Source organism: Micromonospora noduli (assembly GCF_003264475.1).
GTDB lineage: Bacteria > Actinomycetota > Actinomycetes > Mycobacteriales > Micromonosporaceae > Micromonospora > Micromonospora noduli.
On the sequence record NZ_PYAC01000010.1, the window covers coordinates 64,359 to 86,287 of the forward strand.

The 21,929-nt window shown below is 71.7% G+C and carries 16 protein-coding genes; 7 read left to right on the plus strand and 9 right to left on the minus strand.

The genetic code is table 11. The features are described from left to right. Nucleotides 1-303: 303 nt before the first annotated feature. Both MED15_RS13880 and MED15_RS13885 read left to right on the plus strand, forming a co-directional pair. Nucleotides 304-1,050 carry a DUF5753 domain-containing protein gene (locus tag MED15_RS13880; protein WP_112735887.1) on the plus strand — a complete coding sequence of 249 codons (747 nt, stop codon included), beginning with the start codon at nt 304-306 and terminating at the stop codon, nt 1,048-1,050. Further along, on the plus strand, nt 1,038-1,232 hold the full coding sequence (locus tag MED15_RS13885; protein WP_112698978.1) for a DUF397 domain-containing protein: 195 nt from the start codon (nt 1,038-1,040) through the stop codon (nt 1,230-1,232). The genes MED15_RS13880 and MED15_RS13885 overlap by 13 nt, the downstream gene beginning before the upstream one ends. 1,253 nt (nt 1,233-2,485) lie before the next feature. Here MED15_RS13885 and MED15_RS13890 read toward each other — a convergent pair. Beyond that, nucleotides 2,486-3,277, minus strand: a complete 792-nt coding sequence (locus MED15_RS13890; RefSeq protein WP_112698979.1) for an SDR family oxidoreductase — start codon at nt 3,275-3,277, stop codon at nt 2,486-2,488. Next, nucleotides 3,274-4,257, minus strand: coding sequence for an LLM class F420-dependent oxidoreductase (locus MED15_RS13895; RefSeq protein WP_112698980.1), 984 nt, complete (start codon nt 4,255-4,257; stop codon nt 3,274-3,276). The genes MED15_RS13890 and MED15_RS13895 overlap by 4 nt, the downstream gene beginning before the upstream one ends. 154 nt (nt 4,258-4,411) lie before the next feature. On the opposite strand from MED15_RS13895, the gene MED15_RS13900 reads away from it, so the two are divergent. After that, entirely contained in the window at nt 4,412-5,632 is a 1,221-nt protein-coding gene (locus tag MED15_RS13900; protein WP_112732973.1) for a low temperature requirement protein A, read from the plus strand. Nucleotides 5,633-5,683: 51 nt separating this feature from the next. Further along, nucleotides 5,684-6,547 (plus strand): DUF1028 domain-containing protein, encoded by an 864-nt coding sequence (locus tag MED15_RS13905; RefSeq protein WP_112735857.1) that lies wholly within the window; start codon nt 5,684-5,686, stop codon nt 6,545-6,547. A gap of 32 nt (nt 6,548-6,579) precedes the next feature. On the opposite strand, the gene MED15_RS13910 is transcribed toward MED15_RS13905, so the two are convergent. After that, nucleotides 6,580-7,278, minus strand: coding sequence for a maleylpyruvate isomerase N-terminal domain-containing protein (locus tag MED15_RS13910; protein ID WP_112735859.1), 699 nt, complete (start codon nt 7,276-7,278; stop codon nt 6,580-6,582). Nucleotides 7,279-7,301: 23 nt separating this feature from the next. Further along, nucleotides 7,302-8,189 (minus strand): phosphatase PAP2 family protein, encoded by an 888-nt coding sequence (locus tag MED15_RS13915; RefSeq protein WP_181562583.1) that lies wholly within the window; start codon nt 8,187-8,189, stop codon nt 7,302-7,304. Between the two features lie 230 nt (nt 8,190-8,419). Between MED15_RS13915 and MED15_RS13920 the strand changes: the two genes are divergently transcribed. Next, nucleotides 8,420-9,028, plus strand: coding sequence for a DUF3159 domain-containing protein (locus MED15_RS13920; protein ID WP_181518535.1), 609 nt, complete (start codon nt 8,420-8,422; stop codon nt 9,026-9,028). A 337-nt stretch (nt 9,029-9,365) separates the two neighbouring features. Here MED15_RS13920 and MED15_RS13925 read toward each other — a convergent pair whose 3' ends face one another. Continuing rightward, nucleotides 9,366-12,272 (minus strand): glycoside hydrolase family 48 protein, encoded by a 2,907-nt coding sequence (locus MED15_RS13925; protein ID WP_112726876.1) that lies wholly within the window; start codon nt 12,270-12,272, stop codon nt 9,366-9,368. A gap of 847 nt (nt 12,273-13,119) precedes the next feature. Here MED15_RS13925 and MED15_RS13930 point away from each other — a divergent pair. Next, entirely contained in the window at nt 13,120-14,463 is a 1,344-nt protein-coding gene (locus tag MED15_RS13930) for a GH1 family beta-glucosidase (RefSeq protein ID WP_112602328.1), read from the plus strand. A gap of 79 nt (nt 14,464-14,542) precedes the next feature. Here the strand turns inward: MED15_RS13930 and MED15_RS13935 are convergent, their stop codons facing one another. The 3 genes from MED15_RS13935 to MED15_RS13945 form a co-directional block, all read right to left on the minus strand. Then, nucleotides 14,543-14,965 (minus strand): roadblock/LC7 domain-containing protein, encoded by a 423-nt coding sequence (locus MED15_RS13935; RefSeq protein ID WP_088988684.1) that lies wholly within the window; start codon nt 14,963-14,965, stop codon nt 14,543-14,545. Then, nucleotides 14,962-17,499, minus strand: a complete 2,538-nt coding sequence (locus tag MED15_RS13940; protein ID WP_181518531.1) for a sensor histidine kinase — start codon at nt 17,497-17,499, stop codon at nt 14,962-14,964. Before MED15_RS13940 ends, MED15_RS13935 begins: the two co-directional genes overlap by 4 nt. Nucleotides 17,500-17,598: 99 nt before the next feature. Further along, nucleotides 17,599-19,011, minus strand: a complete 1,413-nt coding sequence (locus MED15_RS13945) for an FGGY family carbohydrate kinase (RefSeq protein ID WP_112726875.1) — start codon at nt 19,009-19,011, stop codon at nt 17,599-17,601. A 204-nt stretch (nt 19,012-19,215) separates the two neighbouring features. Between MED15_RS13945 and MED15_RS13950 the strand changes: the two genes are divergently transcribed. Continuing rightward, entirely contained in the window at nt 19,216-21,138 is a 1,923-nt protein-coding gene (locus MED15_RS13950; RefSeq protein WP_112726874.1) for an anthranilate synthase family protein, read from the plus strand. A gap of 87 nt (nt 21,139-21,225) precedes the next feature. Here MED15_RS13950 and wrbA read toward each other — a convergent pair whose 3' ends face one another. Next, the gene (gene wrbA / locus MED15_RS13955; protein ID WP_112583030.1) at nt 21,226-21,843 is read right to left on the minus strand and encodes an NAD(P)H:quinone oxidoreductase; all 618 of its coding nucleotides are present in this window, start codon (nt 21,841-21,843) and stop codon (nt 21,226-21,228) included. Nucleotides 21,844-21,929 lie beyond the last annotated feature (86 nt).

Sequence of the window (21,929 nt, forward strand, 5' to 3'; positions counted from 1 at the left end):
ACGAAGGTCCCCAGCGGCCAGGGCATCGGCGGTTTCACCGGGCCAGGCTTCTGCGCGGGCTTCCGTTCAGGCTTCGGTTCGGGTGGCTCGGGCACGCGCGCTCCCCCTGCTCCTAGCTTTGAAGATGGCCGCCCCCATAAGTGCATCGCCGAGTAGGGGCGGCCCCGGTTACGAACGCGTCCGCCGGGTTCTAATTCCTACCGGCCGCGCCGTCTACGAAGCACCTTGCCCATCGAAGCTGGACGGCTACACCACGTAGCTATACGTTCTCTAGACGTTGAAGACGTCCGCTCGGAGGTGGACATGAACCAGGCGCTACGAGCGGCAATGGCTGACACAGGTGAGACCGTCGAAAGTCTTGCCGAGCAGGTCGGCGTAGACCCGAAGACGGTGGCGCGCTGGGTCAATCCCGGCCGAGTCCCACACCCGCGCCACCGCGCAGGCGCAGCCGCTGCGCTCGGCCGTGAGGCTGAGGACATTTGGCCGGACGTCTTGAAGCGGCGGGAACCGGCGTGGCTACGCTCGTGGGTGGAGACCGAGCTTCAGGCGTCTGCCCTGCGCGCCTTTCAGGTGGCGGTCATTCCCGGCTTGTTGCAAACCCCTGATTACGCCTCGGCGGTGCTGGCCAGTGGGGTGCTCGGCCCGGACGAGGTCGCGGACTACGTCGAGACCCGGCTACGCAGGCAAACGGTGGTGCTCGACCGACGCAAGCCCCCACTCTTCGTCGCGGTGATTGACGAATTCGCTCTTCGTCGTGGCGACCCCGGCATCATGAATCCGCAGCTAGACCACCTGGTAAAGATGGCCCAGCGGCCGAATGTGTTTGTTCACGTGTTGCCGCTGGATGCGGGCCTTCACGCCGGACAAGCGGGGCCGTTCGTCATCGCCACCACCGAAGACGGCGATGTCGCTTACCTCGATGATCAGGCTGCCGGACGGCTGACCAACGACACCGCCGCCCTTTGGGCCACCTGGGATACGCTGCGCTCAGTGGCTCTCCCACGCCGCCAAACCATCGACTACCTAGAGGCAAGATCATGGCTGACCTGACCGGTGCCCTTTGGCGCAAGAGCACCCGCAGTAGCTCCAACGGCGGCGACTGCGTCGAGGTTGCCGACAACCTTCCGGGCGTCGTCGCGGTGCGCGACTCAAAGGACCCGTCGGGTCCGGCGCTGACCTTCCCTCCGGCCGCGTGGGCCGCGTTCGTCGGTGAGTTCGCCGAGCGGTCGTAACCAACGCCAGGCGCGCGAAAGCGTCCGCCCCGAGACAGGGGACGGGCGCTTTACGTTGTGCGGAACGACGCGCCGGGCACAGCGCTACGCGTGCCCGAATCTGCACAGTCTGTTTGGCGTTCGGGTGAGTGGAAGCATCCACCAAACGGATAGATCAACTGCACTGACTGGCACAGTCATGCACAGTCCGTCAGCTGTGGCTACAGATCGCAATCATACGTAGACGCAGCGTGAGCTACAGCGCTGCGGGGCTTGCGACACAACCGCCCACGTCCCCGTAGCGTTCTGGACGTGACAACCCACGAGCTGACAGGCGACGCTCCGACTCCCTGGCAGGGCCTGCTTTTCGATGCTGGATCCTGCTGCTGCTCAGCGATCCGGCGGGTGGTCCGTGACGCGCCGGACACGCCGGTCAACTTGACCCGACTCGCCGTAGGGCCGACCGTATATCTAGTAGTTGCACCGCTGTAAGTCGCCTACAGGTTGGGTCCAGCTACCGGCCCGGCGGCTGTAGCGTCTCCACTGAGGACGAAGGAGGTACATCGAGGCGATACAAGGGCTTTGGCCGATACTGCTCGCCAACCTGAGATGACCTCAGTACGTCCCCAGCGGCCGCGGGGACGACGAAAAGGTCCGTGGTCCCCCTTACCTGAAGGGGTGGTAGGTGGGAAAACACTCGGCCCGTCCATCGGGCCACGGTCTGCGATTCAACACCGACTGGTGCCGGAGAGCGGGCGAAGTAGCAGCAACCGCACTGAAGATCGTCTACTACGTGGTGATGTTGGTCGTCATCCTGACCAACTCATCCAGTGGTGGGCCCACCTGAACCAACAGGTCGGCAGACCCACACCACCAGCGTCAAGCCGTCGCCGAAGTTTCCACGCCCAAGCGTCGGCCTTCGTATCGTCTCGCCTCGTTGTAACGACTTGTAACGAGCCGGACGATGCAACGAGTGTAGGTCTAGACCTACACCGAGCGCGAGATATGGCAGCCAGCGTGACGGAGATTTCTTGTCCGGACGGCTAGCCCGGACCGGGGGCGGCAGCTTTGCCGCCCCCGGTTTGCGCTGGGCTGAAGCAGGCGAGCGGTCGGCCCGATAGGCATCAGACCATCGCGTGCGCCGTCAGCTTGGCCGGTTGCCGACGCACTGACGGCACCTGGGCGGCAGACAGGTGGCGACGGACGGTCCGCTCGCTGATCAGCTCCAGTGCCCATCTCCTGGCCGCCGGGCGCGTTCCGGCGCGGTAGCGGGCTCAGGCGGTCAGCCGGCGGATCAGTTTGCGCATGCCGGCCTGCCAGCCGTCCGGGTCCTCGGCGCGGCGGCGCGCGTAGTCGGCGACCTCGGGGTGCGGCAGGATCAGGAACCGTTCCTCGGCCAGCCCGGCGATGGCCGCGTCGGCGACCTGGTCCGGGGTGAGCACCGCACCGGACGCGGCGACCACCCGGGCGCCCAGGTGACCGTCGGCGAGCCCGTCGGCGAGCATCGGGGTGTCCACCCCCTGCGGGCAGAGCGCGCTGACCCGGATGCCCCGGTCCCGGTAGGTGATGGCCAGCCACTCGGCGAACCCCACCGAGGCGTGCTTCGTCGCGGTGTACGCGGCGTCGCCCACCGCGGTCAGCACACCGGCTGCGGAGCAGGTGTGCAGCAGGTGCCCGCCGCCCCGGGCCAGCATTCCGGGCAGCACCGCGCGGGCCGAGTAGACGTGGGCCAGCACGTTGACCCGCCAGGAGCGGTCCCAGCCGACGTCGTCGACCTCCACTCCCCCGCCGGTGGTCACCCCGGCGTTGGCGCAGAACAGGTCGATCCGGCCGTACCGCTGCTCGGTGTCGGCGACCAGCGCGCGGACCTGCTCCTCGTCGGTGACGTCGAGGGCGCGGGCGTGCGCGACCGGGCCGATGCCCTCGGCCACCGCGCGGGCCGCGTCGGCGTCCAGGTCGGCGACCACCACGGCGGCGGCCCCCTCGGCGGCGAACCGGCGCGACAGCGCCGCGCCGATGCCGCCGGCTCCGCCGGTGACCACCACGATCCGGTCGGTGAGGTTCACGCGGACGCCTCCACGGAGTTGGTGCCCAATCGGGCGATGAGGCTGAGCAGCGCGGTCGCGCCGCCGGCGGTGACCTCGGGGGTGGGCAGCAGCGCGACGATGGGCACGTCCACCCCGTTGTCGGCGTAGCGGCGCACCTCGGCGCGGCACCGCTCCGGTGAGCCGTGCAGCACCAGCGCGTCGACCACCTCGTCGGGCACCGCCGCGCTGGCCCCGCGCCGGTCACCGGCGGCCCAGGCCGCCCACATGGGCGCGAGCGCCTCGTCGCGGCCGAGCCAACGGTGGAACTCGGCGTACGCCGGGACGGTGAGGTAGCTGGTGATGAGCCGACGGCCCAGCGCCCGGGCGTACGCGGCGTCCTCGGTGGGGCAGACGAAGATCCGGGCGGCGACCTCGAAGCCGGTGCGGCGCTCGCCCAGCTCGGCGAGGGCGCGCGGCACGTCGTCGGCGCTGAGCCAGTTGAGGATGACCCCGTCGGCTTCCGCGCCGGCCAGCCGGAGCATGCCCGGGCGCAGCGCGGCGAGCAGGATCGGTGGCGGCACCGCGGGCGGTCGTTCCAGCGTGAACCGGCGGACGGTGAACGTGTCGTAGGCCTCGTCGACGGTCTCGCCGGCCAGCGCGGCGCGCAGGAAACGCAGCATGTCGCGGGTGCGGCGGAACGGCTCGTCGAACGGCACCGCGTTCCAGTCCCGTACCAGCACGGGCGAGGACGCGCCGATGCCGAGCGAGAACCGGCCCGGCGCGGCCTCGGCCAGCGCCGCCGCGCTCATCGCCAGCAACCCGGGGCCCCGGGTGAAGACCGGTGTGATCGCGGTGCCGAGCCGCAGCCCCGGCTGCCAGGCCGCGGCGAGCGCCAGCGGGGTGAACGCGTCGGTCCCGGCGACCTCGGACGACCAGACGTCGGTGAACCCGGCCCGGTCGAGGGCCGCGTAGGCCGCGTCGTGCTGCGCCAGCGCGATTCCGCCCAGCGGCACCGTCATGCCCCATCGATTCGTCACCGGTCGATCGTGCCCGTTGACGCGGGCCCGAGCAAGATCCCCGGGTTGGGCAGAATCGCCGGTTTCCGGCCGTGCGCGCCGGTGGGAGGTGCTACCACTTCGAGGTGGACCGGACCGAGGGCGCAGGCCGCTGACCATGGTTTCCAGGGCGGCGGGACACCTGGAGCCGGTCCCGGCGGCGACGGGGCCCGGTCGGGCGACGTTCCTGGAACTCTTCTTCGACCTGGCCTACGTCTTCGCGCTCACCCGCATCTCCGCGCGCGCGTTCGAGGATCTGACCAGTGGGCCGGGCCGGGAGAACGGCTGGGCGGCGGTCACCGGCGGCGGCAAGACGCTGCTGTTGCTGCTCGCGCTCTGGTCGATCTGGCAGGGCACCACCTGGACGACCAGCCGGTACGACCCGTACCGGATTGCGTTGCAGAGCGTGGTGCTGACCGCCCTGGTGGCCGGGATGGTGATGGGGGTGGCGATCCCCCAAGCGTTCAGCCAGACCGCGCTGATGTTCGCGGTGGCGTACGTGGTCGCGCAGGTCTCCCGACCGGTGGTCCTGTCGATGGTGTTCGGGCCGCGCCCATACCGCTGGCTGAAGGTGCGCATGGCGGTGGTGTTCGCCGTCACCGGGGTGCTGTGGATCACCGGGGCGCTGCTGGGAACAGGCGCTCAGGTGCTGCTCTGGACGGCGGCGCTGGTCCTTGAGTACGCGGCCGCCTGGTTCGGCTGGCCGGTGCCCGGGCTGGGCCGGTCGACGGTCTCGAAGTGGGAGATCGCCGGGGAGCACCTGGCCGAGCGCTACCAGCAGTTCTTCCTCGTCGCGCTGGGCGAGACGCTCCTGGTGGCGGGGCTCACCTACACCAAGGCACCGTACAAGGCGGGGCACGCCTGGGCGTTCTCGCTGGCCCTGGCGACGTCGATCCTGCTGTGGCGGGTCTATGTGCAACGGGCCGGGCAGGTCTTGGCCGAGGCGGTGATGAAGGCCCGGCGCCCCGCCAGTATCGGCCGCTCCGCGGCCAACACCCACCTGGTCATGGTGGTGGGCCTGGCCGCGACCGCGATCGGCTACGAGCTGATCATCGAACAACCGTTGGACCGGATCCCGGGGCCGTGGCTGGCCACGGTGCTGGGTGGGCCGGCGCTGTTCCTGGCCGGCCGGGCCCGCTTCGAGTACGAGGTGTTCGGGCGGGTCTCCCGCGCACGGTGGATCGCCATCCTGGTACTGGCGGCGGCTGCCGTCCCGTTGCTGCACCTGCCCGGACTGGCCGCCACCGCCGTTGCGGCGCTGGTGCTCGGCGCGGTCGCGGTCGCCGACGCCCGCCGGGCCCACGGCGCCCCACCGGAGGCCGCCGCGCCACCGTCCTGATCGAACGACGTACGACGATGTGAAGCCGGGGGATCCGGTTAGTCTCGGCGGGTGACCTTCTCGCTCGTCGCCCGCTCCGCCGACGGCCGCCTGCACGGCGTGGCCGTCGCCAGCAAGTTCCTCGCCGCCGGGGCGTTGGTGCCGGCCGCCGCCGCCGAGGTGGGCGCGCTGGCCACCCAGGCGCACGTCAACCTCGCCTACCGCCCGCAGGGCCTCACCCTGCTGCGCACCGGGGTGGCCGCCGCCGACGTGGTGGCCGGGCTGATCGCCGCCGACCCCGAGCGGGAGCACCGCCAGCTCGGCATCGTGGGGGCCACCGGCTCGGGCGCCAACTGGACCGGGCCGGCCTGCCACCCGTGGGCCGGCGGCCGGACCGGCGACGGCTGGGCCGCGCAGGGCAACGTGCTCACCGGCCCGGAGGTCGTCGACGCCCTCGGCGAAGCCTGGCTGGCGGGAACGGCGCTGCCCTTCGCCGAGCGGCTGGTCGCCGCGCTACGGGCCGGCGACGAGGCCGGCGGCGACCGGCGTGGCCGGCAGAGCGCCGGCCTGCTCGTGGTCGAGAGCGGCGGCGGGTACGGCGGCACCAGCGACGTGGTGGTGGACCTGCGCGTGGACGACCACCCGAACCCGGTCGCCGAGCTGGGTCGCCTGCTCACTGTGCACACCATGCTGTTCGGCCGACCCGACCCGGCCACCCTGCTCGACCTGAGCGGCGCGGTCGCCGACGAGGTGGCGGCGTTGCTCGGCGCGCTGGGCCATCCGGTGCACGAGGACGGCACGGAAGCGGCGTTGATCTCCTGGGCCGGGTTGGAGAACCTGGAGGAGCGGCTGGTGCCGGGGCGGATCGACCCGGTGGTGCTGACGCACCTGCGCGGTGTCGCCCCGCACGTCCCCGCACCCCGCTCCGCGAGCTGACCCGCCCAGGCCGGTGCCGGCCGCGACCAGGGTCAGCGGCCGAAGGCGAGCCAACGGAAGTTGGCGGCGTCGATCGCGGCCTGTTCCGGGGCGGTCAGCGCCGCTCGGCCGGTGGTCTTGCGGATCAGGGTCAGCTCGTCCCAGCGCAGCCCGGCCGGTGTCGGTTTCCCGCCGGTGAGCAGGTCGGCGATCACCGCAGACGCCTGCGGGGTGAGCCATGGCCGCCGGCCCAGCGCGGCGGCCAGGTCCAGACCGTGCACACCCACCTCGACGACCCGGGTCCGCAGGAACTCGGTGAGGAGCATTGCGTCGCCGTGCCGGGTGCGTACCACCCGATCGGTCGGCGCGGCGGCGACCGCCACGTCGGTGGTCCGCCAGGCCCGGTCCAACTCGGTCGCCAGCGCTGCTCGGTCCACCTGTAGCGCGTCCTGCCGGCCACCGGCGATCCGGTCGGCGTCCACCTGCGCGGTGAACTTCGCCCTGCCGAAGTAGCCCGCGGCGTCCACCTCGGGGCGTGGCGGGGCCGGCGCAGCGAGCATGTCGGCCAGCCGGCCCACTCCGGTGCGGATGTGGGCGATCAGCTCCCGGACGGTCCACGGCGGGCAGTCGGTGGGTCGGTCGAGGTCGGCGTCGACCAACTCGGCCAGGATCTCGGTGAGCTGCGCGCACTCGGCGGAGAACGCCACGCGGACGGGTTCCCTGCGGCTGCGGGCATCCAGGTTCCCGATCATCCGCGGATCCTCCTGATGCCCGCTCAGCCCTTGACCCTTGGCACCAGCCGGTGCACGACGGTGAGCGCCAACGCCATCACCACCGCCATCGTGCCGGCGATCCCGGCGGCGCTGCCCGCGTACCCGACGAACAGGGGACGGCGGGCCAACTCCTCCGGCCCGGTGCCGCGCAGGTCCAGCAGCCAGGACAGGGAGAGCCCGCAGGCCACCAGGGCGAGCACACCACCGAGCCCGAGCACCAGCGCGGCGACCCGGTGCGCGTCGCCGGGGGCGATCTCGGCCTGCTCCCGCTGGGCGACCAGCAGCAGCAACCCGGCCAACGCCGCCCACACACCCACCACCAGGTACGCGGCGACCGCGTCGCTGGGCCGGTGCCAGCCGGCGGAGAGGGTGGCGACTCCGGCGACGGCGGCGTAGCCGGCACCGATGAAGGCGCCGACGGCCCGCACCTTGCGCGGCAACACGAGCATCAGCGCGACCGCCACCGAGGCGGCCACCGTGGCGTGCCCGCTCGGGAGGCTGTTGCCCACCGCCGCGCGTTCCGGGTCGACACCGTAGTCGGGCCGGCTCAGCCCGTACTTGAGCAACTGGGTCGTGACGTTCGCTCCGGCAATGAGCAGGGTCGCGGTGATCGCCAGGGCGATCCGCCCCCGGATCAGCGCGATGAACCCGATCATCGCGGTGGCGGCCAGCAGCGAGACCACCGACATCGCGTTGAGGATCCGGTCGACCGGACCGTCGATGGTGTCCTGCCCGATCCGGTTGCCGGTGAGGGCTACCGTGTCCACCCACTGACCGATCTCAAGGTGCACGGCCACCCGCCACACGGCGAGGAAGGCGGCCGCCTGGACGAGGGCCAGTACGACCAACCAGACCGCGGTCCAACCCCGTGCCGTCGCGCGCATCCGCACACCGTAGCGGCAGGTGTCGGCGGTCCGGCCGGTGGCCTGCCGCCAACCGCCGGTTAGGTTGTGCCGGAGGCGAGGAGGCGGTGGTGAGCGGAACACCGGAGCGCGACAACGGCCCGGCCGAACCCGGCCCGGAGCAGCGTGAAGGCGACAACCCGGGGTCGCGAGGGCCGGCTCGGGCCGGCTCGGACACCGGTCCGGGTGGGCCGGCGCGCGTCGAGTCGCTGACGGATCTGCTGGGCGGGCGACGCGGTGCCATCGACGCCACCCTGCCGCCGCTGGCGTTCGCGGCGGGCTGGCTGCTGGGCGGCGAGTCGCTGTGGGGCGGGGTCGGCGCGGCGCTGGTCGTGGGCGCGGTGGTGGCCGGCGTACGGCTGCGTCGAGGTGACCGGCCGCGCTCGGTGCTGATCGGGCTGCTGGCCGTCTGCGTCGCGGCGTTGATCGCGGTGCGCACCGGCCGGGCCGAGAACTTCTTTCTGATCCAGGTGCTGTCGAACGCCGCGAGCGCTCTGGCGTGGACGGTCAGCATCGTGGTGCGGTGGCCACTGCTCGGTGTGCTGGTCGGCGCGGTGCTGGGCCAGCGCGCCCGGTGGCGGCGCGACCCGGCGCTGCTGCGCGGGTACGGCCGGGCGAGTTGGGTGTGGACGGCGACCTACCTGCTGCGGCTCGCCGTGTTCGTGCCGCTCTACCTGGGTGGGCAGGTGCTCGCGCTGGTGGTGGCCCGGGTGGCGCTGACCTGGCCGCTGGTCGCCGCGGCGCTGGCGCTGAGCTGGGTGGTGCTGCGGCGTTCGCTGCCGGCCGGGCATCCGGGGCTGCGTCACCCGGTCGCGCCGCCTCGCTGAAACCAGTCCCGCAGGGCCAGACCGGGGCAGAGAAGCGGCCGGACGCGGGGCAAAAAAGTGGAGAGGCCGCCACGGGGGGAGCGGCCTCTCCGGTGACGTACGTTACTCCGTCACAGTCCTCGGTGTGATCCCGCGGCGGCCCGAATTTCTGGGCTTTTTCGCGCGTAGCTCCAGTCCGGGCGGTGGGGTGGGCCAGCCGATCCGCTGCGTCGGCCAGATGGCTGGCCCACCCCGGCCTGACCGTGGGTGTCAGGCCGTCCGCCAGCCCCGGTCCGCGTTCCCCGGACCCGGGCCGGATCCCGGGGTGGGCGGTCCACGCCACCCACCCCGGGTCGTCTCAGCCGTTCGGGAACATGCTGCCGTAGTCGGCGTACGCCATGGCGACGTCAGCCTGTGCCCAGAACCGGTGGTAGTTGAAGCTCGGCTCCGCACCACCGTCCAGGTACGCCTGCACCTTGGGCCAGTCCGGGTCGTTCTTGTAGAAGGACCGGATGTCGAGGAAGCTCTTGCCGGCGGCGATGGTGTCGCCGTTCGGCATCTTCCCGGTCCAGCCCGACGGGACGTAGAGGCCCTGCCCGGTGGACGCGTTGTAGACGTCGTCGAAGCGCCGGTAGTCGCCACGCTTCTCGGTGGTGGAGACACCCTTGGCGTCGCTGGCGGCCGACAGGGCGTCGAGCAGCCCCTTGGCGGTGTTCTTCGCCGCCACGTTGCCCGACTTGGCCGCGTAGGCGATCAGGATCCGGGCGTAGGCGGCGGTGACACCGACGTCCTGACCCTTGCTGATGACCTCGACGTGCAGGCCGGTGTTGGGCTGCGGGTTGGACGGGTTCCAGGTGGTCGGCTGACCGGTCCACGCCATGTCCGACGGGATCGACCAGTTGGTGCCGAGGGTGGTGTTGGCGATCGCCCAGGGCACCCACTTGTCCAGCAGCGCCTTGGCCTTCGCGTTGCCGGTCTGCTGGTACAGCTCGGCGATGCGCTGCATCGACCAGGCCTGCATGCCGAACCACTGGTTCGACGGCGGGTCGTTGTAGACCGGGTCGACGTCGTAGAACATGCCGTAGAAGGTGCTGGTGCCGGCCGGCGGCTGGGCGTAGCTACCGTCCCAGCTGTTGGTGGCGCCACCGGCGATGCCGCCCTCGGCGGACTGCAACCAGGTGTAGAACTCCAGCTGCCGCTCGAAGCTCTTGGTCCAGTCGGCGACCGCTGTCGACGACTGCGGCTTGAGCTCCGGGGTGTTGGTCAGCGCCCAGGCCGCGAACGGGTTCTGGTAGCCGAAGTGGTTGTGGCTGGAGCCGATCCGCCAGGACCAGTTCTGGCTGGCGTCGTACGCGCCGCCCCAGGCGTAGTACCAGGACAGCAGGTAGTGCGCCGAGTCCTTGCCGCTGCCGGCGGGGCAGGTGCTGGCCCCGACGCAGTTGCCGATCTTCTTGAAGTACTTGTCGAACATCGCGTACCGCAGGTAGTCGCCCATCTTCGCGGCCTTGGCGATGGTGGCCGCGACGTCGGCCTGCTTGTTCTGCGCCTTGGACCAGGTCAGCGCCCAGTACGCGGCCTGCACGGCGCGGGCGTCGGCGTCCGGGGCGTTGGTGTACTTCCACTGCTTGGCGGGGGCGCCGGTGTCCTTGACGAACAGGTCGAGGTAGCCGTACTGACCGCCGTGCTTGAAGGTGTCGCAGGAGGGCTGCGGAACGGTCTCCCACACCGACTCCTGGGTGCCCCGCTGGAAGGTGTTGATGTAGGCCGGCTTGGTGGTGCCGTCACCGCAGCGGCCGAAGCCGTAGGTGTTGTCGACGTCCATCAGCCAGTGCATGCCGTAGATGTCGCCGGTGCCGTAGGTGGACTGCAGCTCCGAGCGCAGCGGGTCCTGACCGACCGGGACGTTCGGGTTCAGCGCCGACGGGTACTGGCTGGGCAGGTTGTACTCCGCGGCGTACTGCGGGGTGCCCGCGGAGCCGGCGGTCGGCTGGTCGGCGTGCGTGGGGATGATGTACTTCTCCATCACCGTCCAGGCGTTGTTGAACGGGGCCCAGTTCTGGGTGACCTTGCCGTAGTAGGCCTCCAGCCAGAGCCAGAAGCTGAACGCCTCGGAGGTCGTTTCGTGGCCGTGGTCGGGCGCCTCGACGATCAGCGTCTCCACCGAGTGGTACGGCACACCCTCGGGGCTGAAGTAGCCCGAGTTCTTGATCTTGCCGTACTGCTCCAGGAACTTCGCGGTGTAGGCGTTGTCGCCGCCGGGGGTGTCGTTGTCGATCTCGGTGGCGCTGACCGCCAACGAAGCGAGACCGGTGGCGGAGGCGGTGATGGTGGCGGCGCCGCCGACGGTGTCGGTGTCCTCCGCCGCGGCGACCGTGACGGTGACCCCGGTGTTCCAGTTGCTCGGGGTCAGCGTGGCGGTGGCCGGCGAGACCGTGACGTCGGTGTCACCGGTGCGGGTGAGGGTGACCGGCACGTTGGCCGTCGGGGCGGCGCTGAGCTTCAGGTTGAAGGTGGCGCTGCCACCCTCGGTGACGCTCACCGCGGACGGGGTGGCGACCAGTGTCGGGCCGTTGGCGGCTCCGACGGTGAACGCCTTCTCGTCGACCCCGATGCCGTTGGCGTTGTCGTACGCCTTGGCCTGGACGGTGTAGCTGCCGGCCGGCAGGTCCTCCTGGGTGTACGCGTACGGGGCGGAGGTGTCGGTGTTGATCAGCAGGCCGTTGCGGTAGAACTCGACCTTGCTGATCGTCCCGTCCGGGTCGCTGGCGGTGGCCGTCAGCGGCACGTCGGCCGGCGCGGTGAACGGCCCGGCCGGCACGCCGAGGGAGACCGTCGGCGGCTGGTTGGCCGGGGTGCCGTTGCAGGGAGTGCCGTTGAGCGTGAACGAGGTGGGCTTCGGGTTGCTGCCCGAGTGGGCGCCGTTGAAGCCGATGGTGGTGGAGGCGCCGGTGGCAAGGTTGCCGTTGTACGACTCGTTTGTCGCGGTGACCTCGCTGCCGGTCTGGCTGAACTTGGCCGACCAGCCCTGGGTGACCCGCTGACCGCTGGTCGGGAAGGTCCACTTGAGCGTCCAGTTGCTCACCGGGTCACCCAGGTTCTTGATGGTGACGTTCGCGGTGAAGCCGGTGTTCCAGTCGTTGGTCGCGTAGACCACGTCGCAGGCTGGTGCGGCCTGTGCGGCGCCGGCAGGCAGGGTCACCCCGCCGATGGCGAGCAGCGCGGCGGCGGCGATCGCCACGCGCCGGCGTATTGCCAGTTGTCTCATGTGCGCGGTGTCTCCTCGGACCAGGCCGGGATGGTCCCCGGCGAGGCGCCTGCCCGCGAGGGTGGTGGTGGTCCGCGGGGATGTCGAGGCGCCGGGAAGGTGGTCTTCCCCGGGCCCGGCCGGGGTAGGGCGTGCGGCCCGCACGGGAGGGGGTCCCGCCGGCTGCGCTCGGGTGACCGTGACCGGAGCTGGTGCTGCCGGTTGCCCTCGGTGGACCCGCACTACGCGATGTGGCTCCTGTCGCGTCGAATCGACAGTGTGCCATGGAAGCGCTCCCACAACAAGCGAACGGGGCGCTGGATCAGCTCCTTGTTTCGATCTCGTTTTGGGTCTTTCACAAAGGCGTGACGGGCGTTACAGTCGCAACATCGGTCGATGGGAGCGCTTCCATCGACAAGGTTCCAACAAGAAGATCGCTGGGGTCGTTCCTGACGAGCCCAGGGAACCAGACCGAGGGCCGACGACGGGCCAGCCCGGACGCCGTCGTCAGCCATCGTCCCGCCACAGGGAGGGAGGTGGAACCAGAGCCACTCGCGTGGCCCGGCTCCCGCGCGACACGCACGGCAGGACCCAAATTCCGCCCGTGTGTGTGCAGTTACGGTGGGGACGGGGGTTGCCCTCCCCCGTCCCCACACTAAACCCCCGTACACGATAGGAAAAGAGGCCGACGGGACAGGCGCGCCGCGCCGCCCGGACGGCCTCGTTCGCTGCCCGGGGCCACACACCCGCCTCCCACCCGCCAGCGCCGGCCGTCCTGACGGCCGGCTGACCGGCCGGCAGCGTCTGCCCTATCATGGGAGCGCTCCCGAATCTTTCGGCGGTGGCCCCGTATCCATGAGGAGAATCCATGTCGATACCTATCGGGCCCGCCGGCCCGCTGCGCTTCCCGGAGAACTTCGGCTGGGGCGCGGCCACCTCCGCCTACCAGATCGAGGGCGCCGCCAAGGAGGACGGGCGCGGCGAGTCGGTCTGGGACACCTTCAGCCGCGTCCCAGGGCGCACCCGCAACGGCGACACCGGCGACGTGGCCATCGACCACTATCACCGCTACGCCGAGGACCTCGACCTCATGCGCGACCTCGGGTTGCGCAGCTACCGCTTCTCCATCTCCTGGCCCCGGATCCAGCCCGACGGCACCGGCACGCCCAATCAACGCGGCCTCGACTTCTACCGCCGCCTCCTCGACGGCCTGCACGAGCGCGGAATCACCCCGATGGCCACGCTGTTCCACTGGGACCTCCCGCAGGCGCTCCAGGACGCCGGCGGCTGGGAGTCACGCGACACCGCCCACCGCTTCGCCGACTACGCCGACGTGGTCTTCCGCGCCCTCGGCGACCGGGTGCCCGCCTGGCTCACCATCAACGAACCCAAGACCGTCGTGCAGAACGGCTACCTCACCGGCCACCACGCCCCCGGGCGACAGGACCCGGACGCCGCCTACCTGGTCGCCCACCATCTGCAACTCGCCCACGGGTTCGCCGTCGCCGCGCTGCGGGCCACCGGCAGCGACAGCCGCATCGGCCCTGCGCTCAACCTGCACCCCTGCTACCCCGCCGACGACTCCCCGCAGGCTGCCGCGGCCGCCCACCTCTACGACGCCTACGAGAACCGCCTCTATCTCGACTCCCTGCTCAGGGGCAGCTACCCGGAGGACCTGCTGGCCGACCTGGGCCCGCAGAGCCGGATGGTCCAGGGCATCCGCGACGGCGACCTGAAGACCATCTCCGCGCCGGTCGACCTGCTGGCCGTGCAGTACTACACCCCGATCTACGTCACCGGCGACGGCGGCACCGCGCACCGCTGGGCGACCTCCGAGGCCGAATGGCAGCAGATCTACCCCGAGGGGATGTACGACCTGCTGACCCGGATCACCCGCGAATACGGGCCGATCCCGCTCACCATCACCGAGAACGGGCTGCCCACACCGGACACTTTGGGCGCGGACGACACCGTCCAGGACGCCGGCCGGATCAGCTTCCTGCGCGACCACCTCACCGCCGCGCACCGGGCGATCGCCGACGGAGTGCCGCTGGAGAGCTTCCACGTCTGGTCACTGCTGGACAACTTCGAGTGGGACCAGGGCTACGACCAGCGCTGGGGCCTGGTCTACGTCGACTACGCCACTCAGCGTCGGGTGCTCAAGAACTCCGCCACCTGGTACCGCTCCGTCATCGCCGACGGCGGCTTCTGACCGCGCCGCCACCCGGACGGCCGGGCCCGGACGGCTCGGCTCGGGTGAGCCGTGACCGTCCGGGCCTCGGCCGGCTCACTCAGCGGGGCAGCGCCTGCTGCAACTCCGCCCGCAGGGCCGGGGTGAGCATCTCCCCCGCCTGCTTGGCCAGCCGGGCCATCTCGTAGCCCACGACGCCGATGTCCGCGTCACCGGCGGCCAACGTGGCCAGAATCGAACCGTCGCGGATCTGCATCACCAGGAAGTAGCCACGGCCCATCTCAACCACCGTCTGCTTGACGACATCGCCGTCGAACATCGAGGCCGCGCCCGCGGTGATACTCATCAGCCCGGAGGTCACCGCGGCGAGCTTGTCCGCGTTGTCACGCGGCAGGTGATCGGAGATCGCCACCAGCAGCCCGTCAGAGGAGACCACCACCGCGTGCGCCACACCCGGCACCCGCTCCGCGAACGCGCTCACCAGCCAGCTCAGGTCACGCGCCTCCTGGCTCAACGTCGTCACTGTCGTCGTCCCCTTTCGTCGTGCCCCCCGGACGGTGGCACGGGTATCTCGGTGGTGTCCTCAGCCTCGGCGCGCCGTACTCCGCTGTAGAGCCGCGAGAGCATGCCGCCGACCGCCTCCGGGTCCGGGTCGGTGCGGGTCGGTGCCGTCATCGGTTGTGCCGAACGGGTGACCGCGCTCAACTGCGCCATGGGCACCCGCACCGGCAATCCCCGCTCATTGGTGCCGGCGGTCACCGGGATCGTCGGTGGCGCCGCCGCAGCGGGCACCACCGGCGCGGTCGGGCCCTGCCGCGAATACCAGCCCCCGCCGGCACCGCGATCAGCGGCGGGGGTCAACACGTCCTCGGCGCGTACCGGCACCGGGCGGCCCTGACGCGGCACGCCGACGCCCGGCGGGCGGCCGGCCACCGGCAGGTCCCGCACCGCGCCGTTCGGCATCGGGGCAGCGGCCTGCCGGGCTGCCCCGGGCTGCGGAACCAACCCCCGCGCCGCGCTTGACGCCAGCATCCGGGCCGACGGGGGCGCATCCAACTCCACAGTGCCCGCCGGAGCCAGCAGCACCGCGGGCAGGGCGAGCCGGGCGACCAGCCCGTCCTCACCGCCCTCCAACCGCACGCGGACGCCCAGCCGGGCCGCGAGGTGACTGACCACGAAGAGCCCCATCCGCTCCACCGCCGCGACGTCCGCGGCCGGAGGGCTGGCCAGCACCTCGTTCGCCTGCACCAACGCGGTCGGGCTCATACCCAGACCCCGGTCGACGATCTCGATCAGCGCACCCCCCGCCTCGACCCGGGCGGTCACCACCACGACGGTGTCCGGACGGGAGAAGGCAGTGGCGTTCTCCAGCAGCTCGGCCAGCAGGTGCACCAACTCGCCGACGGCGTGCCCCACCACGTGCACATCGGCAACCGACTCGATCCGGACCCGCTGGTACTGCTCGATCTCCGCGGCGGCGGCCAACAGCACCGCACCGAGCCCGACCGGCCGGTTCCACCGGCGGGTCGAGTCGGTGCCGGCGAGCACCAGCAGGCTCTCGTCGTTACGGCGCATCCGGGCGGCCAGGTGATCGAGCTTGAACAGGTTCTCCAGCTGGTCCGGGTCGCTCTCCTCGCGTTCGAGGTCGTCCAGCAGTTCCAGCTGACGCTCCACCAGCACCTGGCTACGGCGGGCCAGGTTGACGAACATCGCGTTGACGTTGCGCCGCATCAGCGCCTGCTCGACGGCGACCGTGACCGCGCTGCGGTGCACCGCCACGAACGCCTCAGCCAGCTCGCCGATCTCGTCGAGTGAGCGGACCACAGCCGGCGCGACATCGATGCGCGGCACCCCACCGGTGACGGTCTTCAGTCGGTCCAGGGCGTCCGGCAACTCGACCTGGGCGATCCGCAGCGCCTGGCTGCGCAGCATCCGCATCGACCGGGCGACCGACCGCCCGATGAGCAACGAGATCAGCAGGGCGGCCAGCAGGACCGTGACCACCCCGCCGACGACCAGCAGGGTCGTCCGCAGCTGATCGTCGCTGGCCTCCTCGGCCTGCCGTACGGCGTCGTCGAGCACACCCGCCTCAAGCTGACGCAGCAGCTCCTGGCGTTGCTGGCTGGCCGACCACCACTGCTCCGACGGCAGCACCTGCGGCGACGCGCCGCCGGAGGACAGGCTGCGCTCCTCCAACCCCGTGGCGACCAGGAAATTCGGCGACACCGAGGTCTCGTCGTAGCGGCGGATCTGCTCACTGGTCGCGGCCACCCGGAACGCGCCGAGCGCGGTGAGTTGCTGACCGCGCAGGTCGGCGAGGATCACCCGGTCCTCGGTGCCGTACGCACCGACGCGGGCGGCGGCGTAGAGCTGGGCCCGCACCCGGGAGGAGAGCTCCTTGACCCGGGCCAACTGGACGTAGCGCAGCACCGCGTCGTTCAACGCCGGCTGGTTCTGCCCCGGCGTCGGTTCGGCGAGCAGGTCGAGCAACGCCCCGATGGCCCGGTGGTAGTTGCTCAGGATGGTCTCGCTGCTGAGCACCGCCGGCGGAATCGCCGCGCGGATGTCGACCACCTGGTCGTACGCCTCCAGCGCCTCGGAGAAGGCCACCCGCCAGGACGCGTCCGCGTCCGCCAACGGCTCGGCGGCGCGGCTGAGGTCCACGATGGCCTTGTCGGTGGCCGCCTGCAACGGCTTCAGGTCGTTCGCGGCGGCCTGCCGGTCACCGCCCTTACGCAGCTCACCCAGCTCCCCCGCCGAGCGGTCCCGCTCCTGCTGGAGCTGGTGCACCGCCGCGGTGATCTGCCGGCCGATGCCGACCTGACTGGAGAAGTCGTTCAACGCCGTCGTCCGCCCCACCAGGGTGCTGGTCTGCACCCCGGCGAGCAGGAGGAACGCCATCGACGGCACCAGCAGCACTGTGGCGAGCTTCGTGCTCATCCGCCAGTCGCGCAGCCGGAACGGCGATCGCCGTCGATGCGGAACGACTCGGACATCGAAGCGGCGTCGGCGATGGTTCGACACCGCGCCGTTCGCCGGGTCGGGACCTGCCGCCACCCTGCCTCCTCCGTCCTACCGCGTCCACCGCGGTCGGGGGAGCGCAGTCCATCCAACCAGGCTCGGTACCGCTGTCAACGGCCCGGGCGAGGCCGAGGTTCAGGAAGGATACTGCGGGTGGGAACGTCCTGCCGTGGTCGGTAAAACCAGCTCGTCCGTCCGGCCGATGTCGGCGAGCTGGATCGCGTCACCGAAGCGCCCCAGAGCCACCAACGCGGCACCGGTGGCGCCGATCTCCGGGTTGCGTTGATGCGACACCGGTCGCGGTGCGAGCGCGGTCGCGAAGGCCTGCCGCCACCACACCGAGGCGGCCACCGCACCGCCGCCCAGCACCACACCGACCGGTTTGTCGATGGTAGACTCCAGCACCCCGAGATCCTCGGCGACCAGCTCACACAACCCCTGCATCAGCCCGGCCAGGATGTCGACCGAGGTGGTGCTGAAGCTCAGACCGCGCAGCTCACCGCTGCCCGCCGGCGCCAGCCCGGGCGCCCGGTCGCCACCGAAGCGGGGATCCGCCGGCCGGCCACCGCCCGTCGGCACCAGCGCCAGCGCCGCGTCCAGCTCGGCACCCCGGGGCAACCGCAGCTCCCGGTCCGCCCAGGCGAAGAGGTTGCCGCCGTTGGCGTACGCGGCCCCGGTCACCACGTGGTCGTGGTCGACCCGGTAACGCCACAGCCGTTCGGGCAGGCGCGGCATCGGCTCGCCCGCCGGGATCCGCTGCATCAGCCGTACTGCCGCGGAGGTGCCCACTGTGACGGCGGCCCGGCTCGGGTCGACGCAGCCGGAGCCGACGTTCGACGCCCCACCGTCGCCCACCGGCGGCGTCCACCGGGCCTGCGCCAACTGCGGCCACCGACGGGCCAGGTCGACCCGGAGCCGGCCGTGCCAGTCCAGCTCGCCCAGCGGCGGCAGCTCCTCCGGTCGCGCCTCGGCCAGCGTCAGCGCCTCCTCGTCCCAGCGCAGGGTGCGCAGGTCCAGCAGACCGGTCCCGGAGGCCTGGGAGATCGACATGGGCGCCGTGTCGAGCAGTTCGCCCAGCACGTACTCGGGCAGACCGACGAACCGGGCGATCGGGGTGCCGGACTGCTCGCGCACCCAGGGCAACCGCATCGACCAGTACGAACGGTGCCACCAGCAGCCGGTGCGCTGGTGGAAGCCGTCCGGGTCGGCCGGGCCGGCGGTGCGCCCGACCGGGGCGGGCCGGGTGTCCAGCCAGGTGACCACCGGGCCCATGGGGGCGCCGCCGCGGTCCAGCGGGAGCACCGAGTGCCACTGGGCGGAGACCGCCACCAGGCCGACGTCGTGCAGGTGCCCCGAGTCGGCCAGCTCGTCCAGGCACTCGACCAGGCTCGCCAGATAGTCCGGACCGGACAGCGTGCCGGTGCCGTCGTCGCCGATGGCGAGGTCGACCTTGCGGCGGGCCAGAGCGCCGGGCAGCGGCTGGGTGTCCGCGTCCAGCACCAGCCCGCGTACCGAGGAGGTGCCCAGGTCGAGCGCGAGAATGTTCATCGCCGGTCAAGTTACCCCGTGCCAGCCGGGCGACGGGCGCGTAGGGTGGATCACATGCTCGCGCAGTTGACCAGTTGGTGGCCCGCCGACCCGGCGGCCACCACCCGCGCGTAGCTCCATCCACGCGGCCGCCATCGAGGCGGTCGCCGGATCTCCCGGCTCCAGGGCCGCCCGACGGCGGCACCCAGCCCCACGGAGACCCCGATGACCCACCTGACCGACCTGCTCGCCGCCGTCGCGCACGGCGTCGACCCCGGCCCCTTCGCGCTGCTGCGCCGCGAGGGCGCGGACGAACTGGACCTGTTCAGCGGCCCAGTCGACACCGTCGAAGAGCTCACCGACCTCCCGCTGCCGACGGGCCCGCCCGGGGCACGGACGCTGGCCCTGGTGCCGTACCGGCAGATCACCGAGCGCGGCTTCGCCTGCGTCGACGACGCCGCCCCGCTGGAGTTCCTCCAGGTCCGCGAGCACCAGCGGATCACGCTCACCGACGCCCTCGCCGCGCTGCCCGACGAACCGGTGCACACCACCGACGCCGGCTTCGACGTCAGCGACGAGGAGTACGCGCGGACCGTGCAGCGGGTGCTGTCCGAGGAGATCGGCCGCGGCGAGGGGGCGAACTTCGTCATCCACCGCGCCCTGCACGCCACAGTGCAGGGCCCACCGCTGAAGGCCGCGCTGGCCGCACTGCGCCGGCTGCTGGTCGCCGAGCGCGGCGCGTACTGGACGTTCGCGGTGCACACCGGCACCCGGACGCTGGTCGGAGCCAGCCCGGAGCGCCACGTCAGCGTCGACGACGGACTGGTGATGATGAACCCGATCAGCGGCACCTTCCGCTGCCCCGGTGGGGTCGCGGACCGGGCGGCCCTGCTGCGCTTCCTCGCCGATGAGAAGGAGACCGAAGAGCTGTACATGGTGCTCGACGAGGAGCTGAAGATGATGGCCACCGTCGCCGAGCACGGTGGGCAGGTGATCGGCCCGTACCTGAAGGAGATGTCGCACCTGGCGCACACCGAGTACCTGCTCGCCGGGCGGGGCACCCGCGACGTGCGGGAGGTGCTGCGCGAGACGATGTTCGCCCCCACCGTCACCGGCAGCCCGATCGAGAACGCCTGCCGGGTGATCGCCCGACACGAACGCCGGGGCCGGGGCTACTACGGGGGCGTGCTGGCACTACTCGGCCACGACGAGGGCGGCCGGCAGACGCTCGACGCCCCGATCCTGATCCGGACCGCCGAGATCTCCCCCACCGGCCGACTGCGGGTGCCGGTCGGTGCGACCCTGGTCCGGCACTCGACGGCGGCCGGCGAGGTGGCCGAGACGCACGCCAAGGCCGCCGGGGTGCTGGCCGCGCTCGGCCTCGGGCCGGCGGCGTCCGTCGGCGACCGCGGGCCGGTCGCGCGCCTGGCCGACGACCCGGCGGTACGCGACGCGCTGGCCGCCCGCAACGCGCCGCTGGCGCGATTCTGGCTGGATCAGCGGTCACCGGACGCGCCCGGACTGCCCGGGCTGGTCGGCCGCCGGGTGTTGATCGTGGACGCCGAGGACACCTTCACCGGAATGCTGGCCCACCAACTGAGCGCGTTGGGTCTCGCGGTGACCACCCTCCCCTGGCACGCGAGCGGCCCGGTCGACGACTACGACCTGGTGGTCGCCGGTCCCGGACCGGGCGACCCGGGCAGCACGGACGAGCCGAAGATGCTGGCGCTGCGGAAGCTGCTGACCGGGCTGCTGGCCACCGGCCGTCCGACCCTCGCGGTCTGCCTCGGCCATCAGGTGCTGGCCGGGCTGCTGGGGCTGACGCTGCACCGCAGGGACGCGCCCTACCAGGGGTTGCAGCGGGAGGTGCCGCTGTTCGGCCGGACCCGCCGGGTCGGGTTCTACTCGACGTTCACCGCCCGCTCCGACGCCGACCGGCTGACCACCGCGTACGGGCCGGTGGAGCTGGCCCGGGACCCGGACGACGGCGCCGTGCACGCGCTGCGGGGACACGGCTTCGCCGGGGTGCAGTTCCACGCGGAGTCGGTGCTCAGCCCGGACGGGCTCGCCGTGCTCAGCGAGCTGTTGACCGAGCTGCTGCCCGCGCCACGCCCGGACGAGCTGTCCGCGACGCGCGGAGGCGCATAGTCGCCCCGGCCCGGGGGTAGGGCTGGATGGACCGGCGGCGCGGACGGGCCGAGAGCCCCCGCCCGCGCCGCCGGTCGCCCTCGTCCGTCAGCCGGCCAGGCCCGCCTTCAGCGCCGCACCCATCTGCACGGCGCGCCGGGCGGTCAGCGCGCACGCCCCGAGCGCCACGGCGTCCGGGGCGATCTCCCCGTTGTTGCTGGTGTGCGAGGGGCCGTACGGGTTGCCGGCGATGAACTGACTGGTGTCGGTGTAACCGGGGGTGACCACCACACCGCCCCAGTGGTAGAAGACGTTGAAGAGCGAGGTCAGCGTGGTCTCCTGACCCCCGTGCGAGGTCGCCGTCGAGGTGAAGGCGGAGTAGACCTTGTTGGCCAGCGCGCCCTGGGCCCACAGCGGGCCGGTGGTGTCGATGAACTGCTTCAGCTGCGCCGCGACCATGCCGTACCGGGTCGGCGCGCCGAGGATCACCACGTCGGCCCAGGCCAGGTCGTCGACCATCGCCTCGGGCACGTCCTGGGTCTCCAGGCGGTGCGCCTGCCAGCCGGAGTTGGAGCGGATCGCCTCGTCCGGCGCCAACTCGCGCACCTTGCGCAGGCGCACGTCGGCACCGGCGTCCCCGGCGGCCTCACACACGGCCTGCGCCATCTGGTACGTGATGCCGGTGGCGCTGTAGTAGATCACCGCTACCTTGGTCTGGGCAGCCATCAGAGTGTCCCCTTCTCGTCTCGGATCAGCTCCCGCGACTACCCGTTGCGGACCCGCTCTAACGACAGCCCCGGCGCTCCCGGTTA